This window comes from Alteromonas sp. ABV2_168, assembly GCF_056161165.1.
The window spans coordinates 91,078-112,971 of the sequence record NZ_JBSWYQ010000010.1; the positions used below are offsets into that span (position 1 = coordinate 91,078).

At 49.1% G+C, this 21,894-nt stretch carries 16 protein-coding genes; 7 read left to right on the plus strand and 9 right to left on the minus strand.

Features of this window, described 5'->3' with window-relative positions; translation table 11 throughout:
* The first annotated feature begins 37 nt into the window (after window positions 1–37).
* From ACXAH4_RS15265 to ACXAH4_RS15275, 3 genes are all read left to right on the plus strand, one after another.
* Window positions 38–1,798: an ABC transporter transmembrane domain-containing protein gene (locus tag ACXAH4_RS15265; protein ID WP_474844781.1), complete on the plus strand. Its 1,761-nt coding sequence runs from the start codon at window positions 38–40 to the stop codon at window positions 1,796–1,798.
* Between the two features lie 125 nt (window positions 1,799–1,923).
* Window positions 1,924–2,979, plus strand: coding sequence for an efflux RND transporter periplasmic adaptor subunit (locus ACXAH4_RS15270; RefSeq protein ID WP_119500781.1), 1,056 nt, complete (start codon window positions 1,924–1,926; stop codon window positions 2,977–2,979).
* A complete protein-coding gene (locus tag ACXAH4_RS15275; RefSeq protein WP_474882507.1) occupies window positions 2,972–6,085 on the plus strand; it encodes an efflux RND transporter permease subunit in 3,114 nt (1,037 codons plus the stop codon). Before ACXAH4_RS15270 ends, ACXAH4_RS15275 begins: the two co-directional genes overlap by 8 nt.
* A 123-nt stretch (window positions 6,086–6,208) precedes the next feature.
* On the opposite strand, the gene ACXAH4_RS15280 is transcribed toward ACXAH4_RS15275, so the two are convergent.
* The 4 genes from ACXAH4_RS15280 to ACXAH4_RS15295 form a co-directional block, all read right to left on the minus strand.
* A complete protein-coding gene (locus ACXAH4_RS15280; RefSeq protein ID WP_119503352.1) occupies window positions 6,209–6,616 on the minus strand; it encodes a tellurite resistance TerB family protein in 408 nt (135 codons plus the stop codon).
* A gap of 248 nt (window positions 6,617–6,864) precedes the next feature.
* Window positions 6,865–8,085, minus strand: a complete 1,221-nt coding sequence (locus ACXAH4_RS15285) for a phosphoenolpyruvate carboxylase (RefSeq protein ID WP_119500779.1) — start codon at window positions 8,083–8,085, stop codon at window positions 6,865–6,867.
* Window positions 8,082–8,717, minus strand: coding sequence for a condensin complex protein MksE (locus ACXAH4_RS15290; RefSeq protein WP_119500778.1), 636 nt, complete (start codon window positions 8,715–8,717; stop codon window positions 8,082–8,084). Before ACXAH4_RS15290 ends, ACXAH4_RS15285 begins: the two co-directional genes overlap by 4 nt.
* A complete protein-coding gene (locus tag ACXAH4_RS15295) occupies window positions 8,714–12,394 on the minus strand; it encodes an ATP-binding protein (protein WP_474882509.1) in 3,681 nt (1,226 codons plus the stop codon). Before ACXAH4_RS15295 ends, ACXAH4_RS15290 begins: the two co-directional genes overlap by 4 nt.
* 99 nt (window positions 12,395–12,493) lie before the next feature.
* Between ACXAH4_RS15295 and ACXAH4_RS15300 the strand changes: the two genes are divergently transcribed.
* The gene (locus ACXAH4_RS15300; protein WP_474882511.1) at window positions 12,494–12,670 is read left to right on the plus strand and encodes a hypothetical protein; all 177 of its coding nucleotides are present in this window, start codon (window positions 12,494–12,496) and stop codon (window positions 12,668–12,670) included.
* Window positions 12,671–12,709: 39 nt separating this feature from the next.
* Here ACXAH4_RS15300 and ACXAH4_RS15305 read toward each other — a convergent pair whose 3' ends face one another.
* The 3 genes from ACXAH4_RS15305 to ffh form a co-directional block, all read right to left on the minus strand.
* Window positions 12,710–13,375 (minus strand): permease prefix domain 2-containing transporter, encoded by a 666-nt coding sequence (locus tag ACXAH4_RS15305; protein ID WP_474882513.1) that lies wholly within the window; start codon window positions 13,373–13,375, stop codon window positions 12,710–12,712.
* Complete coding sequence (locus tag ACXAH4_RS15310; protein ID WP_474844777.1) at window positions 13,369–13,707, minus strand: PadR family transcriptional regulator; 339 nt, start codon at window positions 13,705–13,707, stop codon at window positions 13,369–13,371. Before ACXAH4_RS15310 ends, ACXAH4_RS15305 begins: the two co-directional genes overlap by 7 nt.
* 417 nt (window positions 13,708–14,124) lie before the next feature.
* The gene (gene ffh / locus ACXAH4_RS15315; protein WP_474844776.1) at window positions 14,125–15,519 is read right to left on the minus strand and encodes a signal recognition particle protein; all 1,395 of its coding nucleotides are present in this window, start codon (window positions 15,517–15,519) and stop codon (window positions 14,125–14,127) included.
* A gap of 218 nt (window positions 15,520–15,737) precedes the next feature.
* On the opposite strand from ffh, the gene ACXAH4_RS15320 reads away from it, so the two are divergent.
* Window positions 15,738–16,529 carry a cytochrome C assembly family protein gene (locus ACXAH4_RS15320; RefSeq protein WP_474844775.1) on the plus strand — a complete coding sequence of 264 codons (792 nt, stop codon included), beginning with the start codon at window positions 15,738–15,740 and terminating at the stop codon, window positions 16,527–16,529.
* Between the two features lie 138 nt (window positions 16,530–16,667).
* Window positions 16,668–17,963 carry an HlyC/CorC family transporter gene (locus tag ACXAH4_RS15325; protein ID WP_474844774.1) on the plus strand — a complete coding sequence of 432 codons (1,296 nt, stop codon included), beginning with the start codon at window positions 16,668–16,670 and terminating at the stop codon, window positions 17,961–17,963.
* Window position 17,964: 1 nt separating this feature from the next.
* Here the strand turns inward: ACXAH4_RS15325 and ACXAH4_RS15330 are convergent, their stop codons facing one another.
* Window positions 17,965–18,153 (minus strand): hypothetical protein, encoded by a 189-nt coding sequence (locus tag ACXAH4_RS15330; protein WP_119500773.1) that lies wholly within the window; start codon window positions 18,151–18,153, stop codon window positions 17,965–17,967.
* Between the two features lie 121 nt (window positions 18,154–18,274).
* A complete protein-coding gene (gene sixA / locus ACXAH4_RS15335; RefSeq protein WP_474851116.1) occupies window positions 18,275–18,787 on the minus strand; it encodes a phosphohistidine phosphatase SixA in 513 nt (170 codons plus the stop codon).
* Between the two features lie 176 nt (window positions 18,788–18,963).
* Here sixA and ACXAH4_RS15340 point away from each other — a divergent pair, with 176 nt between their 5' ends.
* Window positions 18,964–21,714, plus strand: a complete 2,751-nt coding sequence (locus ACXAH4_RS15340; protein ID WP_474882515.1) for an insulinase family protein — start codon at window positions 18,964–18,966, stop codon at window positions 21,712–21,714.
* Window positions 21,715–21,894: the final 180 nt, after the last annotated feature.

Consider the following 21,894-nt stretch of genomic DNA (forward strand, 5'->3'; position numbering starts at 1 on the left):
GTAAAATACAAAGTTCAGTGTTTTTTGAGATACCGGCATGACTTCAGATCAAGGAAAGAATAAGGCAACAACCTGGCAGGTTGTTAAATGGATCCGGACCCTGCTCACGGGCTACCGGATACAGGTGACAGGCGCAATCATCGCCTTGCTGGTGGCCTCCGGCGCGTGGCTGCTTCTGGGTCAGGGAATTAAGCTGGCCGTCGATCAGGGTTTTATGAACGACAACGCAGACATGCTGAACCGGGCAATTATTGGTGTTCTTGTGATTACTGCGGTGGCAAGCCTGGCAACCTATGTGCGTTTTTACCTGATGACCTGGCTGGGTGAACGCATCAGTGCCGATATACGCATCAGCGTATTTTCTCATTTGCTCACCCTGCCACCATCTTTCTTTGCAAAATTACGCACCGGAGAAGTCATTTCCCGCTTCACCAGCGACACCACCATTATTCAAACTGTGGTGGGTATGAGTCTGTCGATGGCGATCCGCTCCTTTATCACTTTCACCGGCGCGCTGGTGCTGATGACCATCACCAGCCCGGTGCTGACCTTGTGCGTATTACTGGCGGTGCCTGCGGTGTTAGTCCCCATCCGTTTGCTTGCCCCTCAGGTACGCCATTACGCCCGTCTGAGTCAGGACAGGGTGGCAGATTTGGGGGCGCATATTGATCAAAGTTTACATGAAATAATGACTGTACAGGCTTTCAACGCAGCAGATTTGGAACGTTCCCAGTTCAAGGCCGGCGTGGATGCCGTTATGGAAACCGCCGGACGCCGTATCCATTACCGTTCTATGCTGATTGGATTAATTATGCTGCTGAGTCTCAGCGCTATCGTCCTGATTGCCTGGTTCGGTGCCAGACAAGTGTTTGCCGGTGATATGACCGCAGGTGAACTGTCAGCCTTTTTATTCTATGCGGTGATGGCCGGCGGCAGCGTGGCAACCATCAGCGAGGTTATCGGCGAAGTTCAGCGTGGAGCCGGCGCCAGCGAACGGTTACTGGAACTTTTACATACGGTGCCGGACATCTCCCCGGGCATAACACAGTTCAGTAATGACACGGCCAGACCACCAGCCATCATTTTTGACAATATTACTTTTTGTTACCCCGGCAGCGGCGTCCTGTTTAATCAACTGTCTTTAACTGTCAATCCCGGCGAGAAGGTTGCCCTGGTAGGGGCCAGCGGAGCAGGAAAAACGACGCTGTTTCAATTGTTGCTTCGCTTTTATGATGTGCGCAAAGGCACCATTCTGCTGGACGAAGCCCCTATAACGTCATTATCGCTGGAATCATTAAGAAGTCAGATCGCGATTGTTACTCAGGAGCCCGTGGTTTTTGCCACCAGCGTACTTGAAAATATCCGCTACGGTTGCCCGTCAGCCAGCGATGAGCAGGTCAGGAAAGCAGCTAAATCCGCATTTGCCCACGAATTCATTGAAGAGCTGGAGAAAGGCTATCACACTCAGTTGGGAGAACGGGGAGTAAGGTTGTCCGGCGGTCAGAAGCAGCGCATTGCCATTGCCCGTGCCCTGCTGGCCAACAGGCCAGTACTGTTACTTGATGAAGCAACCAGCGCACTGGATGCCCGCAGTGAAAAAATGGTGCAGGAGGCGCTGAATAAGCTGATGCAGGGTCGTACTACCATTATCATTGCTCACAGGCTGGCCACCGTGAAACATGTTGACCGGATCATCGTCATGGATAAAGGACACGTTGTAAGTACAGGAAAACACGATGAACTGATAGAAAACGATACGCTGTACAGGGAGTACGCTGAACTGCAATTGCTTAGCTGACAAGGCTGTGGTGCTATACACAGCTTATAAAAACAAAAATTTAACAACAATCACTTTACTGACTCCGGCGCGTCTCCGTTCAGCGTGCAGGAGAGTGACAAGCGTTGATGAAACACGGAAATACAATGAAAACCCAACTACGAACCTCTGTTTTTTTTAGTCTCACTGTTTTATTTTCCATAGTGAGCAGCAGTGCCAATGCCCAGTTTTTTGGCGATAATCAGGCCAAACTCGTTGTCCTTGAAGAAATTAAATTTCAATATGCCAAACGGGATGTGGAAGCTGTGGGAACTGCAGAAGCCGTCCGCTCGGTTGTATTGTATCCCGCTGTTGCAGACGAAGTGACTGAAGTGAATTTTGTACCGGGCCAGTATGTAGAACAGGGCCGGGTACTGGTAAAACTGGACGACCGCCGTCAGCAGGTTGCCGTTCGCCGCGCTGAGCTCCAGTTACTTGACGCAGAACGTTCCTATAAACGTTTACAGGAAAGCCGGGCAAAGGGCGCCATTCCCCAGAGTGAACTCGATCTGGCGCAAACCACCCGTGACCTTGCCAAAGTTACCCTTGATGAAGCCAAAGCAGATTTAGAAGACCGCACCGTTGAAGCACCGTTCAGCGGGATTGTCGGCCTGACAGATGTTGAAGTGGGCGATCGTATTACAGCCACCACCGCCATCACGACTCTGGATGACAGAAGCAAACTCTTTGTTGATTTCCGCGCCCCTGAAGCAGCGCTTACTGTATTGCTCAACCAGCCGGAAGTCACGTTACAACCCTGGACAAACCGCGATAAAACACTGCCGGCAGAAATTGCTGAAGTTGACTCGCGTATCAGCGAAACTGACCGTACCTTACGTGCACGGGCTATCCTGGACAACAATCTAGACAACTACCGCCCGGGCATGAGCTTCCGTGTAAACCTTGAGATTAATGGCAATGAATATGCGGCTGTACCTGAAGCTTCTTTGTTATGGGGTGCAACCGGTGCCTACGTGTGGATTGCTGAAAATGGTAAAGCCCGCCGCGTTGATGTGATTGTGCATCAGCGTCTGCGAGGCACAATTCTCGTATCCGGTAACCTGTCTCCGGGTGATATGCTGATTTCTGAAGGTGTTCAGCGTCTTCGTGAAGGGCAGCAAATCACAACCGAACTGGCACGCCGGAGCGACAACAATGACTAAGCACTCTCAACAGACCGGCGATTTGCCGTCGGTTTCTATTCGCCGCCCCGTATTAATTGTTGTACTTAATCTGCTTATTGTCATTGCCGGCTTTGCTGCCGTTAACGGTCTGGAAGTACGGGAACTGCCTGACGTTGATACACCACAAATCACTGTAACGGCGGAGTACCCCGGCGGTTCTCCGGAAACCGTGGACGCTGAAGTGACCAGCCGGCTGGAAGGCGCAGTGGCCCGGGTCAGCGGTGTGAAAAATATCTACGCTCAGAGCGAAGAAGGCTCCGCCCGCGTGCGGGTTGAGTTCAGACCCGGCATTGATTTGGAAGATGCTGCCAATGAAACCCGCGAATCAGTAAGCCGTGTACAGCGCCAGTTACCCGAGGATGTGGAACAGGTATCCATTATCCGTGCAGACAGTGACGCTCAGGCGGTAGTCAGTCTGGCAGTATCCAGTGACACTCTGGATATGGAAACGCTGACCGAGCGTGTTGATACCGATCTGGCGCCGCTATTTTTGAGTATTCCCGGAGTTGCTGACGTACAGTTAAGTGGCGACCGCGAGCGCGTACTTCGCGTGTCTGTCGATCCTCTGCGGCTGACCAGTTTCAACCTGTCGATGACAGATGTGGCAAATGCACTCGAATTAGCGCCCTTTGATGTTCCTGCAGGGAGCATCCAGTCTCAGGACCAGTCTCTCATCGTCCGCGCAGATGCGACGTCTGTTTCAGCACAGGATGTTTCAGATATCGTGATCAGCGGAGATATCCGGGTTGGCGATGTCGCCAGCGTATTTTTTGGCCCCGCAGACAGCAGCAGTATGGTGCGCCTTGACGGTCGTCCGGTGATTGGTTTAGGCGTGATCAGACAAGCCAGCTCTAATACCATCGAAATTTCAGATGAAGTTATGGCCATGGTGGAAGATCTGAACAAACGCTTTGTTGATATGGACATTGTCGTAACCAGTGATGACGCTGAATTCATCCGTGATTCTGTGGGCGAAGTGATTGGCTCTTTAAGCATCACCATTATTCTGGTTGTGTTTACATTATTAGTCTTCATTGGTTCATGGCGTGCAACCATCGTCCCCGCCCTGTCCATTCCGGTATCCCTGGCTGGGGCGCTTGGCATTATCTGGATGCTTGGCTTCTCAATCAATATTCTTACCCTGCTCGCACTGGTGCTGGCAACCGGGATGATTGTTGATGATGCTATTGTGGTGTCAGAAAATATTCAGCGTCGCCGGGGCATGGGCCTCGGAGCCAGAGCCGCGGCAGTTATCGGTACCCGTGAAGTGTTTTTTGCGGTTGTAGCAACCACGGCGGTACTCGCTTCGGTGTTCATCCCCATCGCATTTTTACCGTCTACGGCGGGACGTCTGTTCAGAGAATTCGGCGGTGTACTGGCCGGTGCGGTAATCATTTCATCCTTCGTCGCACTTTCTCTGGTACCTGCTCTGACCGCACGTTTGCCGGTGAAGAAAGCCAAAGAGAAAGGCATATTTTCAGCCACGCTGGGACGTTTCGGAAATGCATGCCTGCGTGGTTATCAGCGCTCACTTTTATGGTCGCTTAAATACGCCTGGCTTATTGTCCTGTTAAGTATTCTGGCTGCTGTTGGCGCCTGGTTTACAGCTCAGAATATCAACAATGAGCTGCTACCCAGCGAAGACCGTGGCACAATCCGTATTTTCGCCCGTGGCCCTGACGGCGCAGGCATGAATTTTATGGATCGTCAGGCTCATAAGATGGAAGAGGTGCTGCTGCCTTACGTCGAAAACGGTACTGTGGATTCTATCTATACGGTAGTCGGCTCCTGGGATCCAAACATTGTATTTATCACAGTACCTCTTAAACACTGGGATGACCGCGATAAATCATTACAGGATATCGTGTCGGAAATCCGTCCTCAGTTGCAGGCAATTCCGGGAGCGCCGGGAAATGCATTCGGGGGCAACAGCCTGAATTTACGTGGACAGGGTGGCGGACTTGAACTCGCCCTGACCGGTAGCAGCTACGAACGTATTTATGAAGCCGCGATGGACTTTGCAGCCGCTATTGAAACCAACATTCCGGAATTGGGTTCACCCCGTGTGAGTTATGAACCCACCCAGCCTCAAATGCGTGTGAATATCGACCGTCGCCGGGCAGAAGAGCTGGGCGTACCGCTTAGTGACATTGCTGCGACACTCAGGGCTGCCGTGAATGGCGACGATATTGCTGATTTGAATGTGGGTGACCAGGCGATTCCAATCATGCTGGAATCCAGCAGACGAAATACCAGCAACCCGTCGGATTTAACTAATCTCTATGTGAAGTCTGATAATGGCTCACTCATCCCGCTGAGCAGCGTAGCGTACATCACGGAAGAAGGTGTTGCCGCGGAGCTGGAGCGTCAGTCCCAGCGCAGAGCTATTAAACTGGAAATGGAATTACCTGACGGCTTCCCCATCAATGAAGCTGTAGAGAAAATCCGCGCCCTCGGCAACGACACACTTCCTGATGGCATTGGCACTGTGTTCCTGGGCGAGGCACAAACATTTGAAGAAACCTCTCAGCAAGTTGCACTGACTTATGTTCTGGCTTTCATCATCGTGCTGCTGGTTCTGGCAGCGCAGTTTGAGAGTGTTAACAGTGCCATTGTGGTTATGCTCACTGTACCCTTTGGTATCGCCGCAGCGATTTATGCGCTGTACCTGACCAATACCACAATTAATGTGTATTCGCAGATTGGTCTGGTGATGCTGATAGGCCTGCTGGCGAAGAACGCCATCCTGCTCATCGAATTCGCTGACCAGCTCCGCGACCACGGCCATTCAGTTTACGACGCCATAGTAGAGGCCGGTAAGGTACGTCTGCGTCCGATTATGATGACACTGGTATCCACCATCCTGGGTGGTCTGCCGCTTATCCTGTCCTCCGGTGCCGGCGCGGAATCCCGTAACGCTATCGGTTGGGTGGTGTTTGGTGGATTAGGTATCGCGGTAGTGTTTACTCTTTACCTCACACCGGTGCTGTATCTCGCCCTCGCCCGTTTCACCAAGCCACGGGCTGATGAAACCCAGCGGCTGGAGAAAGAACTCACCGATGCTGATGAACAGCAAATAGCGTAAACAACACAGCAAAAACAAAGGCCGCTTCAAATTGAAGCGGCCTTTTTCATGTCGTCAGTACTTATTTTATCTGTTCAGAATTCAGATACCGGTCATCCCTGCAAGACGCCGTATTTTATCGTTCTAGTTCAATTCCGAGGGTGATACCGGTTTTGCACGGTTTACCAGCGCTTTCGCAAGCACCTTGTGCGTCAGCAGTGACAGAAGCTCTGTTTCTTCATCACTACGTTCGCCGTCAATGCCGGTGATGGCCATGGCCACTTCCAGCGCCTTATCAGCATCAAAGAGTAAGTCAGTTTGCAACGTACGCAGATAACGTTGCTCTTCGCCTGCATCCAGTACCTGCCGTGTCTGGTAGATAGCGTCGGTAAAAAATGCCTCGCGGCAAATGGGGCTTTGCCAGTCTAAATGGTTTATAACGTCTTCCAGATAATCCTGTTCTGAAAGTGTGACCTTACCGTCAACCTGGTATAACAAAACCGATAAACGGATCAGAGCTTGATTAAAAGCCTGCTCATGGGACAACTGCATGATAATCTCCATTCGTGTGCCATATGCCTTAACAGTCTGATAACAACGACGGTTAGCCGGTATTATCAAATTCGCGCGCCACTTTAGTTCCTCTATGTGACACGCCTATTACGCATAGCTGCTACAGAAAGTTCATTATGTTACACAAATGTTAATTATATGGAAATTTAAAAAATTTTCACCCTTTGTTCAGACTAAATTGTTCTAAACCGGGGTGAATGACACAGAGTTGACGATTTACGCCGGGACTATCTGAGCCCCAGCGTAACGTCGTTTATGTAGAAATTGCCGGTGTAAACAGCGTCCGGCTGGCCGGAAGCATCCAGCGCGAAGAATTGTTTATCGTTTTCATCCAGCGACTGATAACCGCCGATAACCTGATAAATCCATACCTCTTTATCGAACTCAAGTTCCCGTTCTTCAAAGTACTCAAGGGCAGATTTAGGCTGACCGGAGTCAATAACATCACAGAAGTAATCATCCACAGCAACATGGATAGGATCCTTCTCCAGTGACACACTGGACTGCGCCGTGACTTCAATTTCCTGTGCGGCCTTGTGGGCATTTTCATCCGGCTTACGGCGATGAATGTCAGTCAGGGTGCTGACAATCATCTGATAGTCACCTTCGTGAGCTACCTGGTTCACGTCGGCTGCCGCCGCTTCAAGTACACTCTCTGCCTGATTGAACAACACGGGCACCTGACTTAATGCCGGATAATTCCCTGGCGTAAAATCCGGTTGTTGCTCCATGTGCAGTAAAAAGCCCTTAAGCAGACGGGTACGTCCCTGAAACTCACGGAAGCGCCCCAACAGGTCGAGTAAGCGGGCCTGCACCACAGACAGTTCCTGCGCAGCTTTAGAGAAACTCTGCTGTAACGCAACAACAAGCAAATGCCGCAACTCACGGTTACTGCCGGCGAGCTCACTGAGTTCATCGAAATGGAAACTCTCCAGTTGCTGCAGTAAATCACTCACCTGTCCCTGCGCCAGTTCGTTCTCACGAATTTTTGCTTCTACCGAAGAGACATAGCCAAACTCATTGTTAATGCGACTGAACAGCACCCTTACGCTGTTGGTCAGTGACTCTGTTAACTGATACACATGCTCAGTTAAATCGGTCATATGAGCATGGGCTTCGTTAAAACGGTTGTAGTGCAGCGACTCTTTGTAGTGCTCAGCTAACGTGCGCAAGCTTGCCAGCGACGCAGTGATGTTAGTGTTGATGGTACGGTTTCTTTCATCCTGCAAACTGCCTTCCAGCAATGCACGAACCGCGTTTTTCAAGCGCAGCGGACTTTGAGGATCGGGACGCCACAACACACCTAGCTGAACCAGTTGTTCCAGCACTTTGCGGCTAAAATCCGCCTCTTTTACCGACCCGTTGACGTAAGCATGCATGATGAGGTCGCTGTGGCGGCCCAGCGCATTGAGCAACCGCGTGCCGGCCTGAACCAACACCTGACTCATATCAGGCTCCCCTGCTGCACGGCAGCCTCAGCTTGCTCAGACAACGACAGACTTTCGGTTTCGTCGATAAATTTAATCATCTCAAAAAGATGCTCAACTTTACCGGTGACCAGATAAATCTGCTTTTCGGTATTCGGTTTAATCAGGTATCCCATATCGGTCAGACGCTTAAACACCTGCTTAAGCTGACCGTCCAGATTCATACTGGTAGAGTTAAACACCCGGTAACGTGAGATTTTTTCAAGCTGTTCTGCATAAGCCGGCGTATCTTCTATGACGCTTTGCAGTTCATTTAAACGCAGTGCGTTACCCATCGTGACGGGCATATCTGACTCACTGGCTTGCTGTACCAGTAACAACCATTCTACCAGCGGCACCAGACTGGATGCAGTTTCCTGAAACTGCTGGGTCAGCACTTTGCGCTCATCGTCACCCAGCGTTAAATAAGCAGCAAAAAACACGTCGCCTTCACCGGTTGACGCCAGAGTGCGGTTGAGCACATTCAGATGAGGCTCAAGCTTCTGTGCATTGTCGCGGCTTTTCAGGTAGCGCCAGCCTTCTTCATCACTCACCTGACAAATAAACTGCCCTTTCAGCAATAAACTTAAAATACGACCCTGTTCTGACATCATGCTGACTCCTCCTGTTCGCGGCGGGCTTTAATGCGTTCTGCAATAGCGCTGACTTTTGGCTCAACCACCTGTAACTGTCTGCTGACTTTATCGATAAGGTAGCGATTCTCAAACAGCGTTAATACATCAGACTCAGGATTTGGGAAGGCCCCTACCACGCTAATATTATTGTTCTGACAGGCATCGAAGATTTTCTTCACGTTAGTCTGGTGAAGTGTGCCTAATTCATCGATAGGCCAGTGAATAGTGGTATCGGCTTCACCACGAAGCAGACGGGTAAAGGCAAGCAGGAACTTACACAAAATAAGGTAAGCCATACCGTGACTGGAAGACTCGTTCAGCTGTCTGTCGGTGCGGATCACAAGATCGCTGTTGCCTTCACGTAAATGCAGTTCAATATCCAGCAGTTTACTGATGCCGCCGGTCAGCGCGGCACGGCCGAGAATATCCAGCACACGACGCATACTCTGCCCGTATTCTTCATCCGGCAATTCATTGGCGCCCTGCCCCATCCACTCGTCGTAGAGAGCACGGAACTGTTCCAGTTCAGGCCAGAATTCCAGTTCGCTGATCCGTGAGCGGATTTTTACCGCGGAGTCAGACACGCCATCAAGGAACAATTCACCGTCAACCTCTTTAGTAATGCGGCGGCTCTGACTGACGATGCGTTTATCGATATCTGCCAGTACGTAATAGTACTGACTCAGATCCGCACCAAAGATACGTCCCTGCTCTTTCAGGCCCTGTAATTTCTGCGGCACAATAACATTCAGCAGCTGCGCCAGATGGCCGACCATGCGGCGGTGGTCAACGCTCTTCACGCCCTGGGCGTTCATCACGGCACATTCTTCACGGGCCCGTTCCCAGGTATCTGACAAACCGGTTCCCGCCTGCGCGGCGATAAGCTGATCAAAGCGTTCAACATAAGCTTTCACATCAGACATTAAGCCTTCACGCTCCTGCAGGGCACTCTGCACCTGAGATAAGCGTTGATTAACGGATAACTCATCATGGCGTACAGCCTCTTCGGCCTGTACCGCCGGCAGAGCAATTTTTGCCAGCGATTTAGCAAAGTTAACCACCTGCTCATATTGGTCGGATGAGGTTTTCAGTGTCGTTTCTAACTGACCATGCTGATCTTTAAGCTGCTCCCGCGTTTCCCGGTATACGGTTTGTTTTGCAGCCAGTTCGCGCTCAGATTCGGCCAGTGACTTACGGGCTTTCGCCAGGCTGTTTTGCCAGGCAACTTTGTGGCCGGTGAACACCGTCTGATACCAGCGTTCGTAGTCAGCAACTTTATGACGATGGGTTTCTGTGCGGTAGATATCCTCTTTAAGCACTTTAATGCGCTTTTTCATCTCACCGATTTCATCCACGTCCACGCCGCGGTTATTCAGCTCATTTTCCAGCCACTGCTCAGAGTCACGACGGTCTTTTGCCGCATTATCTCTGGCTTTACGCATATCTGAATCAAGCTGACTGATACGGGCATCAGTGTCAGCAATCAGCTGCTGCCAGTGGAAGCTGTGCTCCGTTTCGGCTTCCCGTTGCTGATCTTTAATCTCATCGCGGTCAAGTTCAAACTGTGCCACCAGCTGTTTTCTGGCCTGAACGTTATCATCCAGTTTGCTGCGTGCTTTTTGTTTGCGGGCCGACAACGCCTGCTGATATTCACTCAGTACTGCATCACGGTCCTGCTGGGCACGCTTACGGGTGGCTTCTGCACTGCGTACAGCGTTATCTTTCTGGGTCATCGCCAGCTCAGCGTTACGCACGTCTTCGTTGGCTTTCGACAATACCGCTTCACACTCGTTTTGAGCCGCTAACGCCAGCGCCAGAGATTCTTCTGCAGCACTTAAACGGGCTTTAAGCTCCTGTTCAGTATGGGCATATTCCGGCGTATCCAGTGCTTCCAGTGCCAGCTTGATACCAAACAGGCTTTCACCTTCAGCCAGTTGAGGAACGAGATCTTTGCGCTCCAGCAATTCGGGACGCAAGACCTTACCCAGCGTATGTTCCCAGTTATCGAGGTTGCCACGCAGAAACTCCAGCAGGGAGCCTTCTCCGGGGTACAGGAGCTGATTGATACCGTCGATATGCTTTTCCTGTGCCCGATGCTGGTTGCGGGCTTTATCCAGTGCCGATGAGGCTGACTGACGATGCAGTACCGCCTGACTGTGGGCCTGCTGTGCCTGACGATACTCGCTGCGCGCAGCATCTTCATTGATGCTGGCTTCTTTGATTGCGGCATCCAGTAAATCAAGCTGAGACTGCTCAAACTCGTTATAACCGGCGTTATTCAGTCCGGCTTTCAGTTCGGCTTCTGCAACTTTCAGGTCGCTGAGGGCGTTTTGATGTGCGTGATTTAACGATTGAATTTGCTGTGCATAATCGTCGCGGATGTTTTGCAATGCATCACGCTCTTTCTGCTGCAGGTCACTGCGCTTATCAGCCGCTTCCTGACGGCTGGCTGAAAGCTGTTCCAGGTTCATACTGAGCTTTTCACCCAGTTCAGCAATACGGCGGTTAAACGTTGATTCGATGTCCTGATGTTTTTCAGTCAACAAGGTATACCGGCCGGATACCAGTTCCAGCTCGTTCTGCCACTGACCAAGATTCGCCACATCTTCTTTTAACTGTTCAATATCCTGTTCCTGCCAGCTCTGGAATTCTTCTTCCACAGCATCCAGTTCCGAGGTGTATTTTTCTACATCGGCACGGGCAGATGACACCGTCTGATTGAGCGTGTCGCGGGTCTCAGACCACTGGTTATCATTCTGCTTGCGCTGGAACTGATTCTCTTCCAGTTGATTCTTAGCCGTTTCAACCGCCGCTGATAAATGGCTCTTATCCGCCTCAAACACCTGCTTTAAACCGCCAAGCTGCTTTTCTGTCGTTCCCAGCGCCATATCAGCCTGTTCAAGTTTGGCAAACTCGGGGCGGATACGATCAAACTGCTTGATGAGCTGGCATTCGCGCAGCCAGTCATCCACACGGTTACGGCTTAAATTTGAGGTGGGCGGCTGCACACCGTCTTCTTCGAGAATAGCGGCAATCATGGCCTTGATGGTTTCCATCTTGCCTTCTTTAGAATGCACGGCTTTGGCCAGCTTCTCGATGTGACGTACATGCAAATTAGGCTGACACAAACTGAAAATACGGGCGTAACCCAACAATTCCCGTGAATTGCTGCTCTGGTTCAGTACACCGTGATCGTTTTGCAAAATGGCACGGAAGTCTTTTGTGGTCAGTAAACTGGTCACCAGCACGTTGTTGCGTTTCATCGCTCTGGCAAGCTCGGCGCTGCTGATACTCACCCGTTTACCGTTTTTTTGCGGCAACAGGTAATCGTCGATATCAAAAGGCTTACCGATAAAGCGGTAATTAACCCCCGTCCCGTTAGAACTCAATACCGCCTGACATAAATCCCCTTCAGCGCGGGTGAACTCATAAATAATAAAGCTGGATGTGCGGGGTAAATACCAACGCTCGAAACTGTCCCGTGTGGCCGGTACAACGCGGCTGGGATACTCGCCGTAGAATACGGGAATAAGCCGTTGCAAGGTGGTTTTGCCGGATGCATTAGTACCGCAAATATTGGTATGCCCATCCAGTTTGAGTTCGACGACACCCGGCAGGTGGGTATCAATAAGAATGATGCGTTTTAAACCAGCCATAATAATCCTGTCTTCGTACCGGCATGTCTTTTTTGTTATCGTCGTGACTGCCGGTATACGTCTTGCTGAAATTGTTATACCGCTGTCGGGAGAGGAAATATGTCAGGCGTTGCAAACAAGCATTCCGGCCTGCAAAGAGTCTGGCCCGAACCTTTTCTTCAAAGCATCCCTGTCGCCAGCGATATCCATCGTTTAAGCGGGGTAGCAGTGTATTATGAATTGGCAAAATTGCCCAGTGTGGATGTGATTTTGTCGGTATTCCGGTGCACTGTTTGAGTGAATATCAAACAGTGCACCACAAACGATCGTCAGGCCTTAAAGATCTTCACCTGACAGCGTTTCCTGCAGGAAGGTGATACACTGGATAGCCACATAGCAAAGTGTTTTCACAATAAGTGCATAGAACACTGTCAGCATGGACACGGCGAACGCCGGACCGAAGACACTAAGATCTTCCATAAATGCGCCCATGGAAATCCACCCCAGCACAGTCATCAGTATACCCAGCCACATGATACTGTTACCTAGCAAGGTAAATACTCGTAGGCTAGAAATGGCCTGCGTATTGGTTTCCATGTCTCCCGACATCACCGTTTTAATGGCCAGTTTGCAAGTTTTCCATGATGTTGCGCCTATTGTAAACAGTGCCGCGGGTAGCAATGTGAGTAGCATTGACGGTACATCAATGAACATGCTGATTTCTCCCCCCAACGCCATAGCGAAAAGGGTTAACGCTAAAAATAAACCGACGCTGATAATAAACATAATTACTACCTTTTGTGTGTCATTAATAAAGTGAATGGAGGTTAATAAACTTTGTCGCCAATACCAGAATGCGTTTGCCAGTACATTATGCTGTGCTTGCCTGGCATAAAACGTTTCATCCAGATCGCCCAGCATCGGCTCCTGCAGGTGTTGGGGTACTATTCTTGCTAACAGACTTTGGGCCAGTCGTGGTGGCTTCTGCAATATACTCAGCATTGTGCGGCCTTATCGCTTAGTGCGATGTTTTGCCACATAGTCTGCAACGCCTGACGAGAGCGTTTCACTGCCGCCTGCCCTTCAGCGGTCACCTGAAAGTATTTTTTTGCCCGTCCGCCCCGTTCTGCTGTCGCTTCTCCCATTGCACTGGTGAGCAGCCCTTTATCTTCCATTCTGGTCAACGTGGTATACAGTGCGCCGATGCTCACATCCCGCTGAATGCTGTCGTGTAGCAATTGACGAATGGTGGTGCCATAGGCTTGATCACCAAGTTTCAAAATTGCCAGCAACACATACTGCTCAAATTCGCCGAGGTATTTTTCCTTACTCATAGCGCCTCCTGTGTTTGGTTTGATCTACAATGTATAACAAATAGTTTTCACGTCAATATCCTATACATTGTAGAAGTTATATCAGGCTATACAACACAATAGTCTGGCATACCCGACACGCCCTCAACGCCATTACATTCTGACGACCAAAATTACAATTAATAACATAATTGGCTGTGACGCTGATGAATACTTAACGTATTTCTTGTGCGAGGATAAAGACATAGATAACAAACTATTGGCTCTGCTGATTGGAGCAAGTGTGGCCCTCACGGGATGTAATGGCGAATCAGACTCTGACATTAGACAATGTCGGTGTGGGCGCAGATTTGTGTCATGTTATAACACGGGAAATGACCATCGGCCCAATAAAAAAAGAGACGGCATGCCGTCTCTTTTTCGTTTTATCTCTGTGGCTTACCGTGGCGGGAACATTCCGCCGCCACCGCCCATGCCACCCATTCCGCCGGGAGGCATCATGCCCTTCATCTGGCGCATCATTTTCTTCATGCCGCCGCCGGACATTTTCTTCATCATCTTCTGCATTTGGGTGAATTGCTTCAGCAGACGGTTAACATCCTGAATTTGCGTACCGGAACCGGCAGCAATACGACGTTTGCGGGAGCCTTTGATCATGTCAGGACGCTCGCGTTCAGCCGGCGTCATGGAATTGATAATGGCTTCCATCTGATTGAACTGCTTTTCATTGGCCTGATCTTTAATTTTGTCAGCCATGCCGCCCATACCCGGCAACTTGTCCATCAGCCCCATCATGCCGCCCATATTGCGCATCTGTTCAAGCTGCTCTTTAAAGTCCTGAAGGTCAAAACCTTTGCCTTTCTGAACTTTCTTCGCTAGTTTCTGCGCTTTGTCTTTATCAACTTTACGCTCAACTTCTTCAATCAGGCTGAGTACATCACCCATCCCCAGAATGCGCGAGGCAATACGCTCAGGATGGAACGGCTCAAGGGCATCAACCTTTTCACCCATACCAATGAACTTGATGGGTTTGCCGGTGATTTTACGCACCGACAACGCGGCACCACCACGGGCATCACCGTCGGCTTTAGTCAGGATCACACCGGTAAGCGGTAATGCATCATTGAAGGCTTTCGCTGTATTTGCCGCATCCTGACCGGTCATGGCATCTACCACGAACAAGGTTTCAACAGGTTTAACCGCAGCGTGAAGCGCTTTGATTTCATCCATCATGTCTGCATCAACGTGCAAACGACCGGCTGTATCCACTAAAAGTACATCGTAAAATTGTTTTTTCGCCGCATCGATGGCGCCGTTAACAATATCAATGGGCTTTTGTTCAATAGAGGAAGGATGGAAACCCACACCCACATCTGTAGCCAGTGTTTCCAGCTGCTTGATTGCCGCAGGACGATAAATATCCGCACTGACCACCAGCACTTTTTTCTTTTCGCGCTCAGTCAGATACTTAGCCAGTTTACCCACACTGGTGGTTTTACCGGCACCCTGCAAACCTGCCATCAAAACGACCGCCGGTGGCTGAGCAGAGAGGTTCAGCTTTTCATTGGCCTCCCCCATGACAGACTCAAGTTCAGACTGTACAATTTTTATGAAGACCTGACCGGGCTTCAGGGCTTTGGTCACCTCAGTGCCTACAGCACGGGCCTTGACCTGGGCGACAAACTCTTTGACTACCGGTAAGGCAACGTCCGCCTCAAGCAGTGCCATCCGCACTTCCCTGAGCGTGTCTTTAATGTTGTCTTCGGTCAGTCTGCCACGGCCACTAACGTTGCGTAACGTCTGACCAAGGCGTTCAGATAAATTCTCAAACATAAGGCAGCTTCTTCAAATCGGTTAACTCATTATTCCCGCCATTATAGCGAAAAAGGCGTTCACAACGAACCTTGATATGTGTTTCTCTGTTTATATTGTCTTAATCTGTGTAAAAACAATGGTTCTGGTTGAATTTCCTTTGCACTTGCAGTATCAATACAGCCAGTAAAACGGGTGCAGGAAAAAGTCACACAGCACCCCTTCGTACAGGAATTGGGATGACCACCGTATTTGCCGTAGCCGGCATAATTTTTTATCTTGCTGCCGCTTTTCTTTTGATGGGCAAGATTGTCAATCAGCAAACACCAAACAAGAAACTGGCAATGATCCTGTCTCTGGCAGGTGCGGCTGCCCATATATGCTACCTGTCACAGGCCATTGTTATTGCCCCTGGCCAGAACATGAGTATTACCAATGTATTGTCACTGGTATCCTGGCTCATCACTGTATCTATGCTTATCAGCGCATCGGTCATGCCTAATATCATTCTGCTGCCCGTGGTGTTTGGATTTTCTGCGATGACAATTGCGGCCGCTCAGGTACTGCCGGTCAGTCATATCATGCACATAGAAATGCAGCCTGGTCTGGTTATCCACATTACCCTTTCGTTATTTGCCTACGGCACGCTGGTGATCGCTTTTCTTTACGCGCTACAAATGTCGTTTATTACGTTTAAGCTGAAACAGAAAGGCGCATCTCTGCTGAATTCGCCGCTACCTCCGTTAATGCTGGTAGAGGGCATGTTGTTTAAGCTACTGCTTGTCGGCACATTCCTGCTGATTTTATCGCTGGTAAGCGGGTTCGTCTTCCTCGACAATATGTTCAGTACCATGTATGCCCATAAAACTGTCCTGTCGATAATTGCCCTGGCAGTTTATATTGTCCTGCTTACCGGTCAGCATATTTGGGGCTGGCGCGGCAAACAGGTTATCGTACTCACCGTTATTGGTTTGATGCTGCTCACACTCGCTTATTTTGGAAGCCGCTTTGTCAGAGAAATACTGCTTTAAAGGCTTATTAATGCCTTAAAATGCAGATAAAATGCCCGAAAAAGACCAGTTATAATAAAGATTCATTAACTTACACTTGAAACCCGCTGTCTGAATAACTAAATTGGATAGTCCACACAGGTAAAGGAACCCGAATTTTTGGACGACATATCAACGAGTACGCTATTTATTGCACTTGGCGTGCTGATTTTTTTATCTGCCTATTTCTCAAGCTCTGAAACAGGCATGATGTCGATAAACCGTTATCGGCTCAAACACTTGCAAAACGAAGGTAACCGTGCAGCTTTACGGGTGCAAAAGTTACTTGAACGTCCTGACCGTCTCATCGGCCTGATCCTGATTGGTAACAACCTGGTGAATATTGCGGCGTCTTCTATCGCAACAATTATCTGTACCCGCCTGTTTGGCGATTACTGGGGATTTTTTGCAACCACATTTGGCCTTACTCTGGTCCTGCTGATATTTGCCGAGGTCACACCGAAAACACTGGCAGCGTTGTACCCTGAAAAAGTCGCGTTCCCGAGCTCAGTCATTCTGCTGCCTCTGCTATTTGTACTTTATCCGTTTGTTGCACTCATCAATTCCATCACTAACAGTATTTTGTTCCTGCTGCGTATTAATCCGACAAATGGTAACGATGACTCCCTGAGCCGGGAGGAATTACGGACGGTGGTATACGAAGCCGGCACGATGATTCCGAAAAAGCACCAGGATATGCTGGTGGGTATTCTTGATTTAGAGAATGTCACCGCCGAAGATATCATGGTTCCCAGAGCAGACATTGTCGCTATCGATATCAACGATGACTGGAAGAAAATCCAGAAGCAACTTACCCATGCCCAGCATACCCGTGTACTTCTGTATCGTGACAGCATTGATGATGCCGTGGGCTTCGTGCATTGTCGTGACGCCCTTCGTCTGTTATCAAAAGATCAATTCACTAAGTCGAGTTTGCTACGCGCAGTGCGTGAAATTTACTTCACACCGGAGTCCACTCCACTACATACTCTGATGTACAAATTCCAGGCAGAAAAAGAACGTATTGCTCTGGTGGTCGATGAATACGGCGATATTATGGGCCTGGTCACGCTGGAAGATATTCTTGAAGAGATCATCGGTGACTTCACCACGTCCATGGTGCCGGATCACAGTAAAGAAGCGAACATTCAACAGGATGGCAGTGTGCTGGTAGATGGCAGTGCTAACGTGCGTGATTTAAACAAGGAAATGGACTGGAAGTTGCCTGTTGACGGCCCGAAAACCCTTAACGGTCTTATTCTGGAGTACCTGGAAGAAATTCCGGAAAATCAGGTCAGTGTGCGTCTCGCCGGTTATCCTATGGAGATCGTGGATATAAAAGACAATATGGTGAAAACCGTGCGTATCCTACCCGAATACTTCACTGAGCCGCGGGATAACGCTTCAGATATTTAATTTACTCTGATTTCTCTTTGGCCTGCGCTCTGCGGGCCAGTACCTGCGCTTTCGCCGCAGCAACTTTACCCGACAACACATTCAGTTTGCCTAGGATATCTTTTAGCTCCTCATCATCTCTGAGATCGGCTTCCGCCATATGACTCTCCAGAGATCGACGGAGCAAATCCGGAATAGATTTGGTCGTCATTAGGAATACTGCCCTGCGCAGCTGGTTACACTCTCACTAACCTGTTTATCGGTTAATAAACCAACTTCTGAAGCATTTTTTTGATTTTATTGAGAAAGCCTTAAGAATCTTTGGCTTAGGGTTATCCTTGGAAATGTGCTAGCAGTTCGCCATGCTGTTTCTGCACATTATAGCGGACGACAGCAACTGAAGCGGTGGCAAACAGGCTGTTACTGGGTATGACACACACCTCATCAAGAAAATAGCTGACAAAGGGCATGTGGCTGACTAGCAGCATACGTTCAACAGGCTGACTTCTACTCTGTGTAGCGGTGAACAGGGTGTCTACATAGTCGTGTGCGAGCTTTGGATTGCCTTCCGGAATAATGTCTTCACACAACTCCGTTTTATTAGCACTGATATCCAGACTGACCATGTCAAATGTTTGACGAGCACGACGGTAAGGACTGATCAGAGCCAGATCTATTTGCCGGTCCTGGCAGTAGTTATCAATAAGCCAGTTAGCACTGACTGATGCCTGAGCCCTTCCATAATCGGTAAGTTGCCGGCTTTTGTCATCAACCCGTAATGATTCCGCCTCACCGTGGCGCATGATAAACAATAAAATGTCGGCGTTGGAATTTTGACGTGGCATAGTTTAATGAATATGATGAAAGACTACACTGTAACCATAGCAGACCGGAAAAGACTAGCCTAGTATAAATATGTAAGACTTTAGGTGATACGGACGTGTAATCAATTCAGGAAGCGCAAGCGCCGGAAAGTTACCTTTTAAGAAATGCAGTAAAAAACATAAATAAAGAGAGCATTTTGACAACACCACTGAATCTGGAAAAAGCCACTTTCCATACGCTTCCAAATGGCCTGCGGGTCATGATTTACCAGCATGAACTGACACCCTCCACCTATGTTTCCATGTCTGTCCGTGCCGGCCATTTTTATGATCCCGAACAGTGTGAAGGTTTATCTCACCTCCTCGAGCACATGATGTTTCTTGGCAGTCGCCACTTGCCTAAGCCCAACAGCATTAATGATATGGTGGACAGTGCAGGCGGCAGTATTAACGCCTGGACCGGCACTGAGTTTGCTAATTACCATTTTCATTGCAGAAGCGCGGAACTCAAACGCATTCTTCCCGCTTTTGCAGATATGCTCAGACTCCCTTTGTTAGATAAAGACACTCTGGATAAAGAAATCAACGCTATCGAGGCGGAATTTCAATTTAAACGTAAAGATGATTTGCGCCGTCTTTATCAAATCCATAAAGAAACCGCGAATCCGGCCCATCCCTTCAGTAAATTTTCTGTAGGCAATGCCAATATTTTCCGCTCTTTACCGGAAGATGAACTGCATAAAGCGTTACAGGGTTATCATTGTCAGTACTACACTGCCAGCAATATGTGCCTGGCCATTTTTACCAGTGAAGATCCGGAAGATGTGCTGGAACTGACACAGCAGAGCTTCAGTGCATTCCGTCAGGGTGAAGAAGCGCCAAAAGAATGGCCGCCACTTTATAACGAAGAACAACTTGCGGTAGATATTAATATCATTCCGTTGCAAACCGCGCGGCGGATGATTGTCACCTTTGCTCTGCCCGGACTCCATCTGGATTACCGCACCAAACCGCTTAACTATTTAAGTCATCTCATCGGCGATGAAGGTGAAGGCAGCTTACTGGCCTGTCTGAAGGCTAAAAACTGGGTCACCAATCTGATAGCAGGCAGCGGGATTGAAGGCGATGACTTTAAAGATTTCAATGTCAGCTTTCAGTTAACCGAAGAAGGTCTGAACAACAGAGACAGCATACTGGAAGCCTTATTTGCATTCGTCAGGCTCATTAAAAACAGCATTGATGAGAAGTGGCGGTATCAGGAAAAAGCGCATCTTGGCGCACTGGCTTATCAGTATGAAGAGAATCCCAAGCTGCAAAGTATTGTTTGTGAATATTCCCAGCATCTGTTCACCTTTGACAGCGAAGAAATTAAGCTCTTCAGAATCATTATCGACAGTTTTGACAAGCAGAAGCTGGAACACGCACTGTCCTTTTTTACCCCCCGTACAATGCGGGTAAAAATGATTGCGCCGGACCTTCCCACAGATTCGGTGTGCCGGCACTATAACGCCCGCTATCAGATGCGCCCTTTGCCTGAGGACTTATTGCACAAGCTGGCAGAGCCGGAAGCTTACGACGGTTTACAGTTACCTCCGCCCAATCCTTATCTGGGTGATGATTATCACCTTACTATTCCGGGCGATGATTATTTACTGCCAGGAGCACTGGTCAGAGAAGAACATTTCGCATTCTGGTTTGCGCAGGACAACCAGTTCCACAGCCCGAAAGGCGATATTTATATTTCTTTCGATGCACCTGCATTTACTGACAACCTGATTGCAGTAGCGGCAAAACGTATCTGGCTCGCAGCGCTGAATGACCATTTGCAGGCGAAATATTACCGCGCAGAAATTGCCGGCCTGCATTACCGGATTTACGGGCATCAGGCTGGTTTTACCCTCCATACCCGCGGATTTTCAAATCATCAGGTCAAGCTGGCTGGTCAGCTGCTGGAAACTATCCATCAATTTATGCCTGAAGCATCCCAATTTGAGCGTCTGAAAGCCATGCAGATTCAGACCCTTGAAAATGCCCTGATGAATAAGCCTACCAACCGGTTGTTTTCACGGCTCAGCGTGATTGTTCAGCGCAACACCCAGGCGCCGGTGGAACTGCTTAAGGCAGTCCGTGAATGTTCTTTCGAAAATATGACAGACATTTGCCGGCAGGCGCTGAATAAATATTTCGTCGAGAGCTTTATGCATGGCAACTGGCCGGCAGAAGAAGCCTCAACCTTTGCAGAGCATTTAAAAGGTGCCTGTCCCGGCGCCGGTTGTCAGCCATTGTCCCGCGCTGTGACCCAATTACCTGTTGGCGAAGCCCTCTATCACGAAGTCATATGTGAACACGATGACGCGGCAGTAGTGCTTTATTTACAGGCGCCGGGAAACAGCCTGAAAGACACCGCCATGTGTATGGTGCTGGAACAAATGCTCGCCGCCCCGTTTTTCAATGTACTCAGAACAGAAAAGCAACTCGGGTACGTGGTCGGCACCGGCTATGTGCCACATAATCAGCATCCGGGTATGGCTTTCTACATTCAAAGTCCGTCTCACGAACCGGAAGTTCTGCTTAAAGAAATGACCTCCTTTCTGTTTGAGCAACTTAATGAAATTGATTTTTACCGGTTCTACTGGTCAACGATTCAAAAGAATCTGCTAAAACAGATGGAAGAGCGTGATTTATCACTGTCGATGAAATCACAGAGGCTGTGGGTAAGCCTGGGCATTCAGGATCATGGTTTTGACAGGAACAGCAAGCTTGCCGACCTGATCTGCAGACTGTCTTTTACCGATATACAGGACTACGCCAACGCGCTGGCCAAACGAAGATTGTTCGGCGAACTGGTATTGTTTGCACCCGGTAAATTCAAAGGTATCGATGTACCTCAGGACAGATTGCTCAGCGACCTGTCATCGTTCAAAAAGCAAACACCTTATTTTGACTGATTTTTCACGATAAATAGGGTGTAAACTTTAAAGTGGACAAGAATTAACCTCCTCTGTCCCCTATCCGGAAAAAAACTTGTAGATATTGGCTGATTTCGGCATATTGAACCTTCGGTTTGAATGGATGCTGCCGATAATAAACGTAATTAAAACGATAAAATAATACGGCCAAAGGTGTAT